Origin of the sequence: Enterobacter sp. RHBSTW-00975 (assembly GCF_013615235.1) — a bacterium.
In the GTDB taxonomy this organism is placed as follows: Bacteria; Pseudomonadota; Gammaproteobacteria; order Enterobacterales; family Enterobacteriaceae; genus Enterobacter; species Enterobacter ludwigii.
In genome coordinates, this window is record NZ_CP055883.1 from 4601383 (window position 1) to 4619900 (window position 18518).

The following is an 18518-nucleotide window of genomic DNA, read 5'->3' on the forward strand; positions in this document are numbered from 1 at the left end:
TGATGCTTAAAGTACTCTTACTCTTCATCCTGCTGATCGCCGGGATCGTGCTGGGGCCGATGCTTGCCGGTCATCAGGGTTACGTCCTGATCCAGACCGATAACTACAACATCGAAACCAGCGTAACGGGTCTGGTGATCATTCTGATCCTCGGGGTGGTGGTGCTCCTTGCGGTGGAGTGGATCCTGCGCCGAATTTTCCGTACCGGTGCGCATACGCGTGGCTGGTTCGTTGGCCGTAAACGCCGCCGCGCCCGTAAGCAGACTGAGCAGGCACTGCTTAAGCTGGCCGAGGGTGACTATCAGCAAGTTGAAAAGCTGATGTCGAAAAATGCTGACCACGCCGAACAGCCGGTGGTGAACTATCTGCTGGCCGCCGAGGCAGCGCAACAGCGGGGTGACGAAGCCCGCGCCAACCAGCACCTGGAACGCGCGTCAGAACTTTCGCCGAAAGACCCGATTCCCGTTGAGATCACCCGCGTTCGCCTGCAGCTGGCCCGCAACGAAAACCACGCCGCGCGTCACGGTATCGACCGTCTGCTGGAAGTCTCGCCACGCCACCCGGAAGTGCTGCGTCTTGCCGAGCAGGCCTATATTCGCACCGGTGCCTGGGGTTCACTGCTGGATATCATTCCGTCGATGGCCAAAGCCGACGTCGGTGATGATGAGCATCGTGATGAACTCCAGCGTCTGGCATGGATTGGCCTGATGGATCAGGCGCGTGCCGATCTCGGCAGCGATGGCCTGAAAACCTGGTGGAAGAATCAGAGCCGGAAAACGCGTCAGCAGGTTCCGTTGCAGGTTGCGATGGCAGAACATCTGATTGAATGTGACGATCATGACACGGCGCAGGAGATCCTCCTCGACGGACTGAAGCGACAGTATGACGATCGCCTGGTTATGGTGATCCCACGTCTGAGAACCAATAACCCTGAGCAAATTGAAAAAATGCTGCGTCAGCAGATTAAAGCCGTCGGCGACCGTCCACTGCTGTGGAGTACGCTGGGCCAGTCGCTGATGAAGCACGGTGAATGGCAGGAAGCGAGTCTCGCCTTCCGTGCAGCGCTGAAACAGCGCCCGGACGCGTTTGACTACGCGTGGCTTGCCGATTCGCTGGACAAGCAGCACAAGCCGGAAGAGGCCGCCGCCATGCGCCGCGATGGACTGTTATTAACGCTGCAAAATAATGGCAGCCAGCAATAAATAACAAGGAGGCCAGACGGCCTCCTTTTTTTATTCCCCTTCGCCTGCTACATTCTTTACCACATCATCTAAAACGAACCCGCCAATGTAACGACGTCTTTTCATTAACTTTTTTCCATACACGCGACGAGTGCCGCGTGGACTGAATCGTTTTTGAAAGGAAATCGTCATGAACTCCCTTTTGTACGCGCTTATTGAAGCGCTGCGCTGCCACCGCTGGCTGCGCCTGCTGGCCTGTGCCTTTATCTTTACATCACTGGGAAATGGCGTCACCCAGGTGGTGGTCTTCGGCTTACTATTAGCATGGTCCGCCCCGCCCGCGCTGCTTACCCTCGCCTTTCTTTTCGCCACGCTACCTGGCTTTATCGGCAGCCTCATCAGTGAAAAGCTGTGCACGCGCTATTCTCCGATACCCCTGTTGATACTCACCGAGGGGCTTGGCTTACTGGCCCTGCTCTTTCCCCTGCTCGGCGTGCACTATCACAGTATCCCTGCGTTACTGGCCGTGCAGTCCACCGAAGCACTGCTCAACGGGATGAGCTGGCCTGCGCTGACGCTGCTCTTTAAACGCGGACTCAGAGAAGCAGAACTGCCTGCCGCAACCTGCCTCGAGAATGTGTTTTTTGCCGCTCAGGTTTTGTTAGGCACCGGACTGGGGATGGTACTTTTCCAGAAGATCGCCATCCTCGCCTTGCTGGCCATTGATGCCATCAGCTTTCTCGGATCGCTGTTCATGCTCTGGCTGGCGGGTCGTGTATTTTTAGCGCCCACACTGGCAGTCCCCACTGAAGAGAAAGCGCCTGCGGCTTTACGCTGGCAGATGTTGACCATCCGGCAGAAACGCAGTTTGCTGATTTTGCCTGCGCTGGCCGCCGTCGGTTCACCGGCCATGGCGCTTCTTCCGGCAATGGCACAGCAGATCCATCCTCAGGATGCGGCCAGCCTTGCTTTGCCACTGCTTTTTGCAAGGAGCATGGGACAACTTTGCGGTCCCCTACTGCTAAAAAGAGACAGCCTGACGCGTTTTGCAGCACACACGCCACGGATTTTACTGTGTCTCGGCATCTTCCTTGCTGCGTATGGGATGCTCCCGCTGTTGTCCGGGTGGATGGCATGCGCGCTGGGGATGATATTTGTCGCACACCTGGCCTCAAATGTTCTCTTTGCGGCCGGCACGTTTGCCGTACTCAGCAGTTTTCAAACCACACACATGGCTTCGGCCAGCAGTAAAGCCTGGCGCTGGCAAACGCTCAGTGCCTCGCTTTTCACCGGTATTGCCGCGATGGCGGCGGCAGGGTTTGGATCCGTACAGGCGCTTTACAGCGTTTCGTCAGCCGCTCTGATACTGGTCGCCCTGATCATGTACGTTTACCGGGAATAAGGCATAAAAAAACGCCTGCTATAAAAGCAGGCGTTAAAACAGGTCTGTAAGACAACATATTTGGTGCTTCACTCAACGTTATGCCCATGGTGTCTGATGAGGCCGAAGCGACATCTGTCAGTGGACGATAAGCACCGTAAATGGCTCTGCGTCATTCCTGAGTTTATGAGGCACTAAGGCGAACATAAGAGATGGAATGAGCATCTACACGTATATTATTGCACGTAACGTGCCAACTTGACACGCAGAACTTTTACATCGCGCAACATTTTAAGATAAAAGGAAATTATGTTGTTGAGCGGTATCTTAGACCCTACAACCTGCTGATAAACACGACGAAATGTCGTCTGGAGGAGACACGAAAGCTGCCAAATTATTATATCTTTTACTTTCAGTGTGTTATGTGTCGCTGAATCGCGACAAGAAAGCCGGCTGTTGTCGCGGAATCACTACAGAGGAAAGAAAGGCGCAGAAAACAAAAACCCCGCCGAAGCGGGGTTCAAAATTGGTCGGCGAGAGAGGATTCGAACCTCCGACCCACTGGTCCCAAACCAGTTGCGCTACCAAGCTGCGCTACTCGCCGATGTACTGCTTTTTGAATTTTTAGTTCAATTCATTAAAAAGTCGTGGTGCGAGGGGGGGGACTTGAACCCCCACGTCCGTAAGAACACTAACACCTGAAGCTAGCGCGTCTACCAATTCCGCCACCTTCGCAATTCACAACTCTTTCAATAATGGGGTGGCTAATGGGATTCGAACCCACGACAACTGGAATCACAATCCAGGGCTCTACCAACTGAGCTATAGCCACCACTGTATTCTTTCACGCGGTACTGACTACTTCTCAGACCACCGCAGCTCTAGCGCCGGGACTAAAATGGCGCGCCCGACAGGATTCGAACCTGAGACCTCTGCCTCCGGAGGGCAGCGCTCTATCCAGCTGAGCTACGGGCGCTTAGCGCCGTTGCGGGGCTGGATATTACGTACCTCCGACCCCGCTGTCTAGTGCTTTTTTGAAAAAAATGCGCGTTTGGTTATGGTTTGCACATTTTGCCGCTTATTCCTCCACTTTCTGCGAGGTAGCGCGGCGGCCCAGACCAAAAAGCTTATACGCCGCGGTCACCGCCGCCAGGAAGATCATCCCGACAAACAGCGACATGCGCGTATCTTCATTAAAGTACATTCCGATTAATACGCAAACCAGGAACGCCATCGTCAAATAGTTGGCATACGGGAACAGAATAGAACGGAACGGATGGCTGGCGATGGCCTTTTTATGTGCCTGGCGGAAACGCAGCTGGCTAATCAGGATAACAAACCAGGGCACCATGCCTGGCAGCACGCTGGCGCTGTAGACATAAACGAACACGCGCTGCGGATTCGGGATGATGTAGTTCAGGCAGGAGCCGATCAGCAGGATCACAATCGACACCGCCACCCCCGCAACCGGTACGCCCGCACGCGAAACTTTCGCCATTGCCGCTGGCAGCTGGTTGTTTCTGGACAGCGCGTAGAGCATACGTCCGCAGCTGTACATCCCGCTGTTGCAACCTGACAACGCCGCCGTCAGAACCACAAAGTTAATGATGCCTGCTGCTGCTGTGATGCCAATCTTCGCGAAGGTCAAGACAAACGGGCTACCGGTCGTGCCAATTTCATTCCACGGGAAGATGGTTACGATAACGAAGATCGCCCCCACATAGAAAATCAGGATACGCCACAGCACCTTGCCTACGGCGCTTCGCAGCGTAACCTGCGGGTTTTTCGCTTCACCCGCGGTAATACCGATAAGCTCGACCCCCTGATAAGAGGCCACAACGATACACAGTGCCGTCAGGAAGCCCTTCCAGCCGCCCGCAAAGAAGCCGCCGTTTTCGGTCAGGTTACCAAAGCCAATGGCGTGCCCGCCGTTGCCAAAGCCGAAGAAGATAACGCCCAGCCCGACCACAATCATCACGATGATGGTGGTGACTTTGATCATCGCAAACCAGAATTCGATTTCACCATAAAGACGAACCGCGGCAAGGTTTGCCAGTGCCACCAGCCCCACGGCAATCAGCGCCGGTATCCACTGGACCATGTCCGGGAACCAGAACTGCACATAGACCCCTATCGCCGTGATTTCAGAGATGCCAACCGCCATCCACATAAACCAGTATGACCATGCCGTCAGGTAGCCAAAGAACGGGCTCATATATCGGTGCGCGTAAACCGCGAAGGAACCCGTGACAGGCTCCATGAAGAGCATTTCGCCCATCGAACGCATGATGAAGAAAACGAACAATCCCGCAATGATATAAGCCAGCAAGACCGAAGGTCCTGCCCATTTGAGCGTGCTTGCGGAGCCCATAAACAGGCCCACGCCGATAGTGCCGCCCAGCGCTATCAGTTCAATATGACGAGCCTCCAGCCCACGCTGTAGCTCCGGTTTTTTCTCTGCCATAGATCCTCGATTGTGTTTGCTGTTTCCCGACTTAAGGCCGGGTATTGTTTTTTAGGGGTACTAAAATACGGGGCGAATGGTTTCTTAAAATGCGGCAAATGGCAAACGATGCATAAAAAAAATGAATGCATTGCACAGATTCGCAGCAGTTTTGCAGGGGAGTTGCAGCGCGAACAGCATATCGCGCTACATTTTGATTACATTTTCCCGGTGTAGTGCCAGGTAAGGTAGCGAAGCAGACGGATCTGTCGTGTAATCCGCGTCGGCTGAGATAGCAGGCGATACAGCCACTCCAGCCCCAGGTTTTGCCAGACTTTGGGCGCACGCTTAACATGGCCGGTAAAGACGTCATACGTTCCGCCAACGCCCATATAAAGGGCATCCGGACACACCTGACGGCAGTCACGCATCAGGATCTCCTGGCGTGGGGAGCCCATCGCCACGGTGATGATTTTCGCTCCACTGTCGCGAACGCGTTCAAACAGCGCCTGCCGGGCCTCTGGTTTGAAGTAGCCATCCTGGCTGCCCACGATGTTAACATTCCATTGACTGCGCAATTTCGCTTCGGTCTGCGCCAGCACCTCCGGCTTACCGCCAATCAGGAATACCGGCGTGCCTTCCGCCCCTGCGCGTGCCATCAGTTGCTCCCAGAGATCGGCCCCTGCCACGCGAGATACATTAGCGCCAGGATACTTTTTGCGGATTGAACGCACCACGCTGATACCGTCGGCATATTTAAATTCAGCCGCTTCTATCAGGCCTCTCACTTCGGCGTTGTCTTCCACCGCCAGCATCTTTTCCGCATTGATGGCGACCAGCGTACCGGATTTCATCTGACCACCAGCGAACAGAAAATCCAGCGCGTGTTGCATATCGCGCCAGCCAATAAGCTGCAGACCGCGCAGCGTATAGCGCGGTGCAGAAGTTTTATCCGTCATGACTTTCCCTACTCACACTTGCGACAGCGTTGTGCTGCCCTGCGGCTCGCGCTTATGCACAAGCCCTGCACTGTCAAACAGCCAGTACAACAGTTTGGCCAGTAACAGGCAGATGCCAAAAACGACCATGAAGAAAACCACGCGCGACACGAATGAATCCAGCCCTTCACGCGCCAGGACGATCATATTGAAAATGGCACCAAAGCAGAAACTGTGCAAAATAGCAGAAGTTTTATCCGTCATGACTTTCCCTACTCACACTTGCGACAGCGTTGTGCTGCCCTGCGGCTCGCGCTTATGCACAAGCCCTGCACTGTCAAACAGCCAGTACAACAGTTTGGCCAGTAACAGGCAGATGCCAAAAACGACCATGAAGAAAACCACGCGCGACACGAATGAATCCAGCCCTTCACGCGCCAGGACGATCATATTGAAAATGGCACCAAAGCAGAAACTGTGCAAAATAGCCGCCTTATAGCGGTTTGTTTCTTCGTTGCCACGCACGTAGAGCCAGTCAAACCACTTGATGATCAGCCCCACCACCACCGCCCCCGGCAGGATAAACCAGCTTCCCCCCATCACCACCAGCGAGCCAATCAACGTAGGTGAGATCGCAAGGCCTGAGTGGTTGTTCAGCACTTCCCAGGTAAAATAGTTTGCCGTGTTGAGTACGACACCGGGACGGTCTGGCCACAGCCAGGTTGGGATAAAGACATAAAAGTCGCGCACAATAGGCGCAAGGCCCTGGAAATCGATTTTGTCGTAGTTTTGCAGCAACAACGCCAGGTTTTCCCACGGCGAGAAGGTGTCGCGCGTGAGATAGAGGAACGTGTAAAACGCCTCGTCACCGGCTACGTTGAGCCCGTAGCGCTTCAGGGCAAGCCAGAACATACCAACAATGCCAAACACCCCAGCAGCCACCAGCATCCATAAAGAGATCCACCCGCGGATGATGCCGATAAACAGGAAGATTGCGAAAGCGATGATGATGTTTGCACGCGTCCCTCCCACAATCATGTAGGTCAGGAAACCGAAGGCGACGGTACTCACCAGGAAAAACAGCCAGGCTTTGCTGTCCTGACGCAGGAAAAAGATCACCAGCATCGCCGGAATGAAGAAGTAGAAGAAGCGCTTAAGCGCCACGCCCGACACTTCGGCAGAAAAAATCTGGCTGTAGGACTGGAGCTTGAACAGCAGAAAACCATTATGCATGAAGAAGATACCCACGCTTACCAGCGCGATCGTCATCAGCATCACCCACGTCAGGTGCGTCTCCACCCGGTTCATGGTGAAGAGCGCCCGGCGCGGAGCGGTGGATTGCGCTGAACGCAGGCGCGTTTTATAGGTGGCGTAGTAGACAGCGTAGAAGCAGGTCGCTGCCAGGATCGCCTGAAGCAGGATCTCGGGCGGGGCAACGCTCACGTCAAACCGGAAGACCAGAATGCTGGTCAGCGGGAATCCGAAAAAGAAGGTCAGAAGAAACAGTAACGAGAAGAAGACGTTAAAGTTAAAACGCACCCGGCGAAACTCGAACCAGGTGAGCGTGGCGATGAATAAAGTGCTCAGAAGCCAAACGATCAGTAAGCCGCTGAATTGCAACTGGCTCATGCTTTGTCTCCTGCAGCGATACGCAGCGCGCGGTGCCACGGCGTGAGGTAGTTCGGGCTAAAGAAGTCGATGGCACTTTTGTCCACCAGCGCCAGTTGTCTCTGCGCTTCCCGGACCACCTCTTCGTTAAGCACGTCGGAAGTAAACAGCACCGGCAGATGCTGCTCCGCCATGTCCTGCCAGAACGGGTTTTCGCGATTGAGTACGCAGGGCACACCCGCCTGAATCAGCAGACACAGCGTGCCAATTCCTTGCTGACGGGCAAAGATGAAATAGCCCAGATCGCACCGACGCAGCAGCGCAAGATACTCATCAAATTCCAGCTTATCGTGGAGAATGTGCACATTCCCGGCGCTAAATAACGCGAGTGCCTGCTGGCGGACCTCATCGATATAGGCATCGTTATTGGCCGGATACCCCATCGGCACAATCACGTTGACGGTGTCGCCAAACTGCTGATGTACCGCCCTGAGCGCGGCAAGATGTTCATTGCTGCGATCGCCTGAATTACCCACCAGAATCGTCAGTTTACCCTCGCGCGGCGTATCATTCGCCATGTTGTTCAGCGCCGGGTTCATTCGGGTCGGGAAATAGAGTAGCTCACCGCGTACGTCAGGGTGGCGTTTAGCAAAATAATTGAGATCGCCACGGGTCGCGAAAACGCATCCCACACGCCCCTGCGCCATGCGCCGCAATGGGTAGAAAAGACGGAATTTCCAGCCGCTGGAGACTTCGTAAAGATCGGCTCCCCAGATATGCCAGCTGCATTGCGAAGGTTTGATCCCCCCGCTCAGGAGCGCCAGCCACAGGCCGGTATTAAACTGCCCATGGAAAAAGAAACGTTGCTCACGATCCGCTTTGGCTTTGGCAACAACCGCCTTCGCCAGCGCAGCCTTGTCCGGCCAGAAAGAGAGAGTCAGCGCCGGACACGCCACGCTCAGGCCATTATCCTGACCGGCAACCATAAACTCACGAGCGTCGGGATCCCCCGATGCCAGTTCATCATTGAAGAACCGTAACACGGTCTGGTTATGGTGTGGGATATCCGATCCCAGTATGTGAATCAGTGCAGTCATGCGCGTTTACGCCAAAGTAAAAATACGCCGCAACAGGCAGCGAAATAAACGATATAGGTTGCCATATAGGCCTGAGCCGCCCCCAGCGCACCGTGTGCCGGGATCAACCAGTGTGAGAATGCGGTCAGTAATACAAACTGGCTGATTTCCGCCAAGATATACAACCGTAGCGAGGCTTTCGCAATCACCAGATAACCAAAAACGTAAGCCCCCACTTTCAGTACGTCGCCCACCAGTTGCCAGGCAAACAGATCGCGCATGGCGGTAAACTTCGCGGAGAAGAGCAGCCAGATGGCGACATCGCGCAATAGCCATACGGTTAAACTGGCTGCCGCAACGGCGGGAAGGACAAACCGCAGTGAGCGGGAAATTTCGCGCGTGATATCCTGCCTGGAGGTCAGGCGCGATAAGGTTGGCAGCAAATAGACGCTAAAGGAAGCCGTTATAAATTGGAGGTAGGCATCGGAAATACTGCTCACCCCTTGCCAAATCCCAACTTCGTCCCAGCTGTAATGCGCCGCCAGCAGGTTTCGCATCATCACGTAGGCGACAGGGAGCGTGACGGAGGTGATGAGCGCCATCAGGGTAAATTTTCCCAGCTGGCTTGCCAGCACCTTGTCCCATTGAGGTTTCAGGTAACTCAACGGAATGGTGCCCCGACGCATTAGCATGAACGCTGCCGGAACGACCACTAATGCCGGTACCAGCGCCAGCCCCAGCAACGCGCCTTCATAGCCGCCCAGCCGATAGCAAAAATAGTAGGCAATCACGCCGATGACGCTGCCCAGGATTAACGCCAGTGCGTTCCCGGCCGCATCACGAAAGCCTTTCATCAGCGCCAGCAGCAGGTTAGCCCAGGCAATGCCCAGCTGAACCAGCGCGACCAGACGAACCAGCCCCTGATAATGGGTGTGACCAAATAACCCCTGGCTTATGGGTGCCGCTGCAAGCAGGAAAATAACCGCCATCAGGGTCGAAAAGCCGGTGACCATCGCCGAGGATGTACCGACAACACGGCGAAGCTGGGCCGCATCATCATGGTACTGCGCAACGTATTTCGTGACGCCGTTGAAAATCCCTGCGCCGGCCAGTACCCCAAGGACGGTCACAAGCTGACGGAAATTCCCTGCCAGCCCGACGCCTGAAGGGCCGAATGAGACGGCCAGCAGCTTGACGACCAGTAGCCCGGCGCCAATTTTGACAAGTGTGGACGCGGCGGTCCACACCGATGCTTTTGCCAAAGACATATCAGCCGAAATAACTCAGAAGGGTGTTAATCACCGTACGCTGGTTAACAGGCGCGAGGTTGTAGAACAGTGGCAAACGAAGCAAACGCTCACTTTCTTTCGTGGTGTAGCGATCTTCACCCGCGAAGACCCCAAATGCCTCTCCTGCCGGGCTGGAGTGCAGCGGGATATAGTGGAACACCGCCAGAATTTCGGCTTCTTTTAGCCAGGCAATCAACTTGCTGCGATCGTCGTTATCGCGCAGTTTGATATAGAACATATGGGCATTATGGACGCAATCAGCCGGAAGGGTCGGCAGCTCAATTCGCCCGGCTTGTGCCAGCGGTTGCAGCGCGTCGTAATAAGTTTGCCACAGGGACAAGCGCTGAAGATTAATGCGGTCCGCTGCCTCCAGCTGCGCCCACAGGTATGCCGCCTGCAGATCGGCCATCAGATAGCTTGAGCCAATATCGCGCCAGGTATATTTGTCTACCTGCCCCCGGAAGAACTGGCTGCGGTTGGTGCCTTTTTCACGGATCACTTCCGCGCGCTCGACCAGCGCACGGTCGTTAATCAGCGTCGCACCACCTTCGCCACCGGCGGTATAGTTTTTGGTTTCGTGGAAGCTAAAGCAGCCGATATGGCCGATCGTTCCCAGCGCTCGACCTTTATAGGTCGACATCACGCCCTGAGCGGCATCTTCAACCACGAACAGGTCATGTTTTTTGGCGATCGCCATGATGGTGTCCATCTCACACGCCACTCCCGCGTAGTGAACCGGCACAATCGCGCGCGTTTTATCCGTGATTGCCGCTTCAATCAGCGTCTCATCGATGTTCATGGTATCCGGGCGAATATCCACAAAGACGATTTTCGCACCACGCAGGACAAAGGCATTCGCTGTAGAGACGAAGGTGTAGCTCGGCATGATCACTTCATCGCCCGGCTGGATATCCAGCAGCAACGCCGCCATTTCCAGCGATGCGGTACAGGACGGGGTCAGCAGGACTTTAGCGCTGTGAAACCGCTGCTCCATCCACTGCTGGCAGCGACGGGTAAAACCACCGTCACCACAGAGTTTGCCGCTGCCCATAGCAGACTGCATATAGTCGAGTTCAGTGCCCACGACGGGTGGTGCGTTAAATGGAATCATCTTGTCACCTGTATAACCAGTAAGCGGTGGCGTCGATGTTGGCACCACTCGCGATATAACGTTTAAGCGCGGCGGTGTTGCCCATCTGGGTTGCCACCCGCAGAGTCAAAAGCTGTTGCTGCTGCGCCCAGTGAAGCGCCGCCTGCATGAGTTTTTCGCCCATGCCGCGCCCGGCTAATAAACCAATACGCCCCTCGTTCGCGTTGAGCTTACGAAGCGAGACAAATCCCTCAATCTGGCCGTCTGCAGTGCGAAACACCAGGCACACATGGTCAAAGGTGCCTTTTACCGCGTTCTCTACCCACTGGGCGTAGAAACGTCCACTGTCGTCCGGTGCATACCACGGTGCGCGAAAACGGCTCCGGGCAAACGCCTGCGCCGCCATCTGACGCAGCGCGGGGATATCCTGCTCCGTTGCCACTTCCGCACCGGGCGAATCATGACGGACGAGCGTAATGGACAGATCAACCTCGCCTTCAACCAGCTGAAAACCTTGTTGCTGGAGCGCATCGAGCAGGTCGGCACGGTCTGCGGGGATCCTGGCCTGCACCCGCGGCCAGGCGGTGAAGTCGGCGTCAGTCAGAACCGGCGCATCGTCGCGCAGGCGCACGATGGCTGATGGCAGACCAAAAAAGGCACTCTCCCACTCAAGGGACTCGAGAACCCCCTTCAGGTGGCTCAACGCCAGACACCTTTCGTATCAACCACGTACTGTTGGCGTACGGCATCACCGGACGTCGCTTTAAATTCTTTATGATCCACCAGCAGCACCAGCACATCCGCCGTCGCCAGCGCCTCATCCAGCGCGGTCAACGTACAGTGGCCCGCCAGTTTTGCCGGCAGTTCATGAATATTGGGTTCAACCACCAGCGTTTCGCCGGTGTGCCAGCCAGCGATCATCTCTGCAATCTCCATCGCCGGGCTTTCGCGTAAGTCGTCAATATTCGGTTTGAATGCCAGACCAAAGCAGGCAATTTTCAGCTCACTGGCGCGTTTGCCGCTCTCAGCCAGACAGTCCGCTACGGTGGCTTTCACCTGACTGAGCACCCAGTGTGGCTTGCTGTCATTCACTTCACGCGCGGTGCGGATCAGGCGGGCCTGCGCCGGGTTTTGCGCCACAATAAACCACGGGTCGACAGCGATACAGTGACCGCCCACGCCCGGGCCAGGCTGGAGGATATTCACGCGCGGATGGCGATTCGCCAGGCTAATCAACTCCCAGACGTTAATCCCCTGATCGGCGCAAATCAGCGACAGTTCATTCGCGAAGGCGATATTCACGTCCCGGAAACTGTTTTCAGTGAGCTTGCACATTTCGGCGGTGCGGGAGTTGGTCACCACACATTCGCCTTCAAGGAAAATCTTGTAAAGCGCGCTGGCGCGTGCAGAACAGACTGGCGTCATGCCGCCGATCACGCGATCGTTTTTAATCAGCTCTACCATCACCTGACCTGGCAGCACGCGCTCAGGGCAGTAAGCAATATTGATATCAGCCTCCTCGCCCGCCTGCTGCGGGAAGCGTAAGTCAGGTCGGGCTTGCGCCAGCCACTGCACCATCTGTTCGGTAGCACCGACGGGCGAAGTGGACTCCAGGATCACCAGAGCCCCTTTTTTCAGGACCGGTGCAATCGATTTTGCCGCCGCTTCGACGTAAGCCATGTCGGGCTCATGGTCGCCTTTAAAGGGGGTTGGCACCGCAATCAGATATGCATCCGCCTCGACCGGCGTCGTGCTGGCACGCAGGAATCCGCCATCAACCGCCTCTTTCACCACGCGGTCGAGATCGGGCTCCACGATATGAATTTCGCCACGGTTAATGGTTTCCACCGCACGCGCGTTGATATCCACGCCCACAACCTGTTTTTGACGGGAGGCAAACGCTGCCGCTGTGGGCAAGCCAATGTAGCCAAGACCAATGACAGAGATGGTAGTAAAACTCATAGCGATACCCGATTGTGTTTAAGTGCATGCAAAATACGGCCACAAGCCTGCCCATCACCATACGGGTTATGGGCCCGGCTCATCGCCTGATACTCTTCGTCGTCGTGCAGCAGGCGCGTCACCTCTTCGACGATCAGCTGTGTATTGGTGCCGACCAGACGTACCGTGCCCGCTTTCACCGCTTCCGGGCGTTCAGTCGTTTCACGCATGACCAGCACAGGCTTACCGAGAGACGGCGCCTCTTCCTGAATACCACCGGAATCGGTCAGGATCAGCCAGGCGTGGTTCATCAGCCAGACAAACGGCAAGTAGTCCTGCGGTTCAATCAGCAGGACGTTTTCTATATGCCCAAGGATACGGTTGACCGGCTCGCTGACGTTAGGATTAAGGTGCACCGGGTAGACAATCTGCACATCCTGATTCTGCGCGGCGATTTCCGCCAGGGCATGACAGATTTGCTCAAAGCCGCGTCCAAAGCTCTCGCGACGGTGGCCGGTGACCAGAATGGTTTTTTTGCCATTGTTCAGGAAGGGGTAGCGTGCGGCGAGTTCTTTCTGAAGATCGTTGTTTGACAGCACGCGGTCACGAACCCAAATCAGGGCATCAATCACCGTATTCCCGGTGACAAAGATTTTGTTGTCGGCAATATTTTCACGCAGCAGGTTCTGTCGTGAATTTTCGGTGGGCGCAAAATGGTACATCGCCAGATGGCCGGTGAGTGTGCGGTTGGCCTCTTCGGGCCACGGCGAATAAAGGTTGCCGGTACGCAGACCCGCCTCAACGTGGCCGACAGGAATTCGCTGGTAAAACGCAGCCAGGCTGGTTGCCACCGTGGTGGTGGTATCGCCATGCACCAGAACCACGTCAGGTTTGAAGGACTCCAGAATCGGCTTGAGCTCTTGCAGAATACGGCAGGTTATCTCCGTTAACCCCTGCCCCGGTTTCATAATATTGAGATCGTAATCCGGGACGATAGAAAAGAGAGTTAAGACCTGATCGAGCATCTCACGGTGCTGGGCAGTGACGCACACTTTCGCTTCAATATCAGGATCACTGGCCAGCGCATGAACCAGAGGTGCCATCTTAATGGCCTCCGGCCTGGTGCCAAATACGGTAAGTACTTTCACATCGATTCTCTTCGATTAAACGATGAAGGCCGCAGCCTTCATCGTAGACGGCGTTATTAGTTAGTGCGACGACGCGTTAACGCCACGCCTGCGCCAGTCAGTGCACCCACAATCCCCCACATGATCATCAGGAATGCGCGGCGCGGACTATCGCGTTTTACAGGTTCTTCAGGCGTTCGCAAATAACGATAGGTCTGAAAACGCGGGTCCATTGTTGGACCGACATTCAGGGTGTTCAGCATCGCGCGGTTTTGATCGTAGTCGAGGTCAAAATCAGGGCCAACGGCCTGGAGGTTTTCCAGTCGAGCCTGCAGCATTGGGCGCCCGAGAAGGAACATTTCTGAATCAGGCAGTTCATCTGCCGGCACGTCCGTCTCGGTGCGGGAAATATTGTGCTGTTCGGCAATTTTTAGCGCCTGCTCAATATTGTGTACACGGCGGGCGAAGATGGCTTTAGCCACCTCTTCCTGACGTTTAACCTGCGCTTTCATCTGGATAGTACGGGCAGCCCAGGCACCTTTCAGCTCTTCATTCAGGTGGCTTGCCGCACGCTGGCTGGCAAAGGCAACGTACTGGCGCAACAGGTTATTGGCATCCGGCGCGGTTTCGGCAATCAGCTTGACGCTGTCGTTGACGTTACGCAGCGCATCTCCCGGCATAAACTGAATGTTGTTAATCATGTCATCCAGCAGCGCGGCATCGGCTTTACTGTTGCCCACCATCCGTTGCTTGTAATAATCCGTCTGGCTCCAGAAATCACGGCGCGTATCCCAGGAAGCCAGCTGCATCACAAACTCTTTATAGGCCTCATCCATGACGGAAGCCTGATCTGGGGTGGCCAGATTGGCTTTGATATCCAGGTTACGCAGGAACTGCTGCTGGGAATAGAACCCCCCGAGCATATTAACCGTTGGTTTATCAGTGATTGCCGTAGCGCTCCACTCTTGTTTTGCAAAGAAGGTGTATGCGAGCGCGAGGAGCGCGAATCCTAATGCGATGCCTATTATCCAAAGCTTGCCTGCCCATAGAATGCGAAACAAGCCACGGATATCCAGCTCATTCTCGGTCATCTCTGATTTTGCTCCCGCCAACGGTTGAGTCATCACAGTCCCATTTTATTTAGTTAAAGTTGGATTGTTGTCACTATCTCGACGCATCCTGCGTTTTATACGCTTAATGAAACGCGCTACTTTCCAGGCGCGTTTAATACAATAGCCGTAAAGGGAAAATGCTAGCAAGAACAGTACCAACATTACCCATTCGGGGATAAATTGGGCATATTCCGCCGCAACCCCAATTCCCGCCAGAATAGCAGCCGCCAGCGTAATCAGAACAAAAGCCTGACGGGAAGTGAAACCCGCTCGCATAATCAAATGGTGGATATGCTGACGGTCGGCCGAAAAAGGACTCATCCCTTTGCGCAGGCGACGATACATAATCGCCACCATGTCCATAAGGGGAATAGCGATGATCCATAATGCCGTCACTGGGCTAATGGGGTGTGTTTTACCTTGGGTGGTTTCGAGCAAGATCCAAATGATGGTAAAGCCTATAAACGTGCTACCCGCATCGCCCATAAAGACTTTATAGCGACGGCCCAAAACGCCTAGATTCAAAAGGATGTATGGGAGAATGGCGGCGATCATGGCAAAACACCACATCGCGAGGCTGTATTGACCATCAAACCATAAAATGATCCCAATCGCTGCAAACGAAACACACGATAAGCCACCTAGCAGACCATCAATTCCATCTACCATATTAAACGCGTTTATCGCGACCCATACGGCAAAGAGGGTCAGGAAGTAGCCAAATGGCCCGAGAAGCATTTCCCACGAACCAAAAATGTACCCCAGGCTACTTAGATGAAGTTTTGCCACGGCCATCATAGCAATGCCGACTGCAGCCTGAACGAAAGCGCGAATTTTTACGCTTATATCATAGCGATCATCAAGTGCCCCTACGAAAACCAGTACGGTGGCGCAGATTAGATACAATCTGGCATGGGGAATGTAGTAATCGGCGATAGCGAAAGTGAAACAGATACCTGCAAAGACGGAGATGCCACCCACCAGTGGGATCATACCCTGATGGCGCTTACGGAAGTTGGGTTTATCCACTAAGCCCAGATATTTTGCTACCTTGCGTGCAAGAAACAAAAAGCAAGTGGTAAACAAAAAAATACTGGTTAGTTCAGTAAACGTATCGAGTAGGTTCACAATGGATGTTCTCAACAAATGTCAGGCAACGAAGTATAACCATGTTGGCGCCAAGCCAGAAGGCATAAAGCATACCTCTTGCAACCCCATTTGTTTATTATTCAGGCTATTAATATTTTTAACTGTGCGAATTATCTTATTGTCGCACTGACTGGTCTGAAATGGGAGTCTGCATTAATAGCGTATAAGCCATAAAAGAAAAACGCCACGTAAAAACGTGGCGCTTGCTGGCTTTATTTGCGTTACGAGCGTTTCATCATATCGAAGAAATCGTCGTTAGTTTTGGTCATCGCCAGTTTGTTAATGAGGAACTCCATTGCGTCGATTTCACCCATTGGATGGATGATTTTGCGCAGGATCCACATTTTCTGCAGCTCTTCCTGGGTGGTGAGCAACTCTTCTTTACGGGTACCGGAACGGTTGTAGTCGATAGCCGGGAAGACGCGTTTCTCAGCAATTTTACGAGAGAGGTGCAGTTCCATGTTACCTGTACCTTTAAACTCTTCGTAAATAACTTCGTCCATTTTGGAACCCGTATCGATCAGCGCCGTAGCGATGATGGTCAGGCTGCCGCCCTCTTCCACGTTACGTGCCGCACCGAAGAAGCGTTTTGGACGATGCAGGGCGTTAGCGTCCACACCCCCCGTCAGCACTTTACCGGAAGCCGGAACGACGGTGTTGTAGGCACGCGCCAGACGGGTGATGGAGTCGAGCAGGATGATCACGTCTTTCTTGTGTTCAACCAGGCGTTTCGCCTTCTCGATAACCATTTCCGCAACCTGAACGTGGCGAGATGCGGGTTCGTCAAAGGTAGAAGCAACCACTTCACCTTTAACCAGACGCTGCATCTCGGTCACTTCTTCCGGACGTTCGTCAATCAGCAGTACCATCAGCACGCAGTCTGGATGGTTATAAGCGATGCTCTGCGCGATATTCTGCAGCAGCATGGTTTTACCCGCTTTTGGCGGTGCGACGATCAGACCACGCTGGCCACGACCGATTGGCGATGCCAGATCCAGGACGCGAGCGGTTAAATCTTCAGTTGAGCCGTTACCACGCTCCATGCGCAGGCGAGAGTTCGCGTGCAGCGGCGTTAAGTTCTCAAACAGGATCTTATTACGGGAGTTTTCCGGTTTGTCGAAGTTAACTTCATTCACTTTCAACAGCGCAAAGTAGCGTTCACCCTCTTTTGGAGGACGAATCTTACCTGAAATGGTGTCACCAGTGCGGAGGTTGAAACGGCGGATTTGGCTAGGGGATACGTAGATGTCGTCAGGGCCGGCGAGGTAGGAGCTGTCTGCAGAGCGGAGGAAACCAAATCCGTCTTGCAATATCTCCAGCACACCGTCGCCAAAGATATCTTCGCCACTCTTAGCGTGCTGCTTCAGGATGGCGAAAATGATGTCCTGCTTGCGCATACGAGCCTGGTTTTCCAGCCCCATATTTTCGCCGAGAGTGATCAGCTCAGAAACCGGCGTATTCTTTAATTCGGTAAGATTCATAATGGTGTGGGTTCTTAAACTCGGGGTGATACTCGAACTTAATGTTGTGAATGGTATGGCAGGGTCATCCATGCCTGTTTAGCGGCCATCAACTCATGTCTGTTCGCTGTCTGGTCACAGGGAAAAAACGCAGAACTGAAACGACAAGACGGATTGAGTGACAAGCCCGGAATTTAGCAACTTCACGCACTGTTTGTGTCAACAACGGGAAGTATCGGGTAAAACAAGATTCAAACAACAAGATATGTTTAAAACGAAGTCATAGCTAACTTAGCACGACTTCAGCCGGGCGTCCAGAGTTCCACATAATTTAGGCGCTCTGGACGCGCAGCGGAGAAACCTTACGCCAGGTTAGCGTCGAGGAACTCTTTCAGTTGACCTTTGGACAGTGCGCCCACTTTGGTCGCTGCCACTTCGCCGTTTTTGAACAGCAGCAGGGTCGGAATGCCACGGATACCGTATTTTGGTGCGGTGCCCGGGTTCTGGTCGATGTTCAGCTTGGCAACGGTCAGTTTGCCCTGATATTCGTCAGCGATCTCATCCAGAATCGGGGCGATCATTTTGCAAGGACCACACCATTCAGCCCAGAAATCGACGAGTGTCAGCCCGTCAGCCTTAAGTACGTCCGTGTCAAAACTGTCGTCAGTCAGGTGAATAATTTTATCGCTCATATATAACTCCACAGGAATAAGCCTGGTGCGT

15 protein-coding genes, 4 tRNA genes and 1 pseudogene are annotated in these 18518 nt (G+C 54.1%); 2 read left to right on the forward strand and 18 right to left on the reverse strand.

The genetic code is table 11. From position 1 onward, the window contains the following. The first annotated feature begins 2 nt into the window (after window positions 1–2). Window positions 3–1202, forward strand: coding sequence for a protoheme IX biogenesis protein HemY (gene hemY, locus HV340_RS22275; RefSeq protein ID WP_059305958.1), 1200 nt, complete (start codon window positions 3–5; stop codon window positions 1200–1202). Between the two features lie 169 nt (window positions 1203–1371). Further along, the gene (locus tag HV340_RS22280) at window positions 1372–2583 is read left to right on the forward strand and encodes a hypothetical protein (protein ID WP_059305957.1); all 1212 of its coding nucleotides are present in this window, start codon (window positions 1372–1374) and stop codon (window positions 2581–2583) included. Between the two features lie 506 nt (window positions 2584–3089). On the opposite strand, the gene HV340_RS22285 is transcribed toward HV340_RS22280, so the two are convergent. From HV340_RS22285 to trxA, 18 genes and pseudogenes are all read right to left on the reverse strand, one after another. Beyond that, a tRNA-Pro gene (locus HV340_RS22285) sits at window positions 3090–3166 on the reverse strand. A gap of 44 nt (window positions 3167–3210) precedes the next feature. Continuing rightward, window positions 3211–3297: transfer RNA gene (locus HV340_RS22290), tRNA-Leu, on the reverse strand. 21 nt (window positions 3298–3318) lie between these two features. Continuing rightward, window positions 3319–3394 (reverse strand) — tRNA-His (locus tag HV340_RS22295). 67 nt (window positions 3395–3461) lie between these two features. Then, window positions 3462–3538: transfer RNA gene (locus HV340_RS22300), tRNA-Arg, on the reverse strand. Window positions 3539–3640: 102 nt separating this feature from the next. After that, complete coding sequence (locus HV340_RS22305) at window positions 3641–5026, reverse strand: amino acid permease (protein ID WP_014172144.1); 1386 nt, start codon at window positions 5024–5026, stop codon at window positions 3641–3643. Window positions 5027–5223: 197 nt separating this feature from the next. Continuing rightward, on the reverse strand, window positions 5224–5964 hold the full coding sequence (wecG, locus tag HV340_RS22310; RefSeq protein WP_047356050.1) for a lipopolysaccharide N-acetylmannosaminouronosyltransferase: 741 nt from the start codon (window positions 5962–5964) through the stop codon (window positions 5224–5226). 12 nt (window positions 5965–5976) lie between these two features. Continuing rightward, window positions 5977–6192 (reverse strand): annotated as a pseudogene (locus HV340_RS22315) (WzyE family oligosaccharide polymerase); the annotation flags it as partial. Window positions 6193–6219: 27 nt separating this feature from the next. Continuing rightward, on the reverse strand, window positions 6220–7572 hold the full coding sequence (gene wzyE, locus HV340_RS22320; RefSeq protein WP_020882888.1) for an ECA oligosaccharide polymerase: 1353 nt from the start codon (window positions 7570–7572) through the stop codon (window positions 6220–6222). Further along, window positions 7569–8648 (reverse strand): TDP-N-acetylfucosamine:lipid II N-acetylfucosaminyltransferase, encoded by a 1080-nt coding sequence (locus tag HV340_RS22325; protein ID WP_047356049.1) that lies wholly within the window; start codon window positions 8646–8648, stop codon window positions 7569–7571. The genes wzyE and HV340_RS22325 overlap by 4 nt, the downstream gene beginning before the upstream one ends. Further along, window positions 8645–9895 carry a lipid III flippase WzxE gene (wzxE, locus tag HV340_RS22330; protein ID WP_059305955.1) on the reverse strand — a complete coding sequence of 417 codons (1251 nt, stop codon included), beginning with the start codon at window positions 9893–9895 and terminating at the stop codon, window positions 8645–8647. Before wzxE ends, HV340_RS22325 begins: the two co-directional genes overlap by 4 nt. 1 nt (window position 9896) lies before the next feature. Then, the gene (gene rffA / locus HV340_RS22335; RefSeq protein ID WP_020882890.1) at window positions 9897–11027 is read right to left on the reverse strand and encodes a dTDP-4-amino-4,6-dideoxygalactose transaminase; all 1131 of its coding nucleotides are present in this window, start codon (window positions 11025–11027) and stop codon (window positions 9897–9899) included. 4 nt (window positions 11028–11031) lie between these two features. Continuing rightward, on the reverse strand, window positions 11032–11709 hold the full coding sequence (rffC, locus tag HV340_RS22340) for a dTDP-4-amino-4,6-dideoxy-D-galactose acyltransferase (RefSeq protein WP_044867830.1): 678 nt from the start codon (window positions 11707–11709) through the stop codon (window positions 11032–11034). Continuing rightward, a complete protein-coding gene (wecC, locus tag HV340_RS22345; protein WP_059305954.1) occupies window positions 11706–12968 on the reverse strand; it encodes a UDP-N-acetyl-D-mannosamine dehydrogenase in 1263 nt (420 codons plus the stop codon). Before wecC ends, rffC begins: the two co-directional genes overlap by 4 nt. Then, window positions 12965–14095: a UDP-N-acetylglucosamine 2-epimerase (non-hydrolyzing) gene (gene wecB, locus HV340_RS22350; RefSeq protein ID WP_032679224.1), complete on the reverse strand. Its 1131-nt coding sequence runs from the start codon at window positions 14093–14095 to the stop codon at window positions 12965–12967. The genes wecC and wecB overlap by 4 nt, the downstream gene beginning before the upstream one ends. A gap of 56 nt (window positions 14096–14151) precedes the next feature. Next, window positions 14152–15198, reverse strand: a complete 1047-nt coding sequence (wzzE, locus tag HV340_RS22355; RefSeq protein WP_059305953.1) for an ECA polysaccharide chain length modulation protein — start codon at window positions 15196–15198, stop codon at window positions 14152–14154. Window positions 15199–15210: 12 nt separating this feature from the next. After that, window positions 15211–16314, reverse strand: coding sequence for a UDP-N-acetylglucosamine--undecaprenyl-phosphate N-acetylglucosaminephosphotransferase (wecA, locus tag HV340_RS22360; protein WP_044859368.1), 1104 nt, complete (start codon window positions 16312–16314; stop codon window positions 15211–15213). 242 nt (window positions 16315–16556) lie between these two features. Further along, a complete protein-coding gene (rho, locus tag HV340_RS22365; RefSeq protein ID WP_008501566.1) occupies window positions 16557–17816 on the reverse strand; it encodes a transcription termination factor Rho in 1260 nt (419 codons plus the stop codon). 341 nt (window positions 17817–18157) lie between these two features. Beyond that, window positions 18158–18487 (reverse strand): thioredoxin TrxA, encoded by a 330-nt coding sequence (gene trxA / locus HV340_RS22370; RefSeq protein ID WP_004386384.1) that lies wholly within the window; start codon window positions 18485–18487, stop codon window positions 18158–18160. Window positions 18488–18518: the final 31 nt, after the last annotated feature.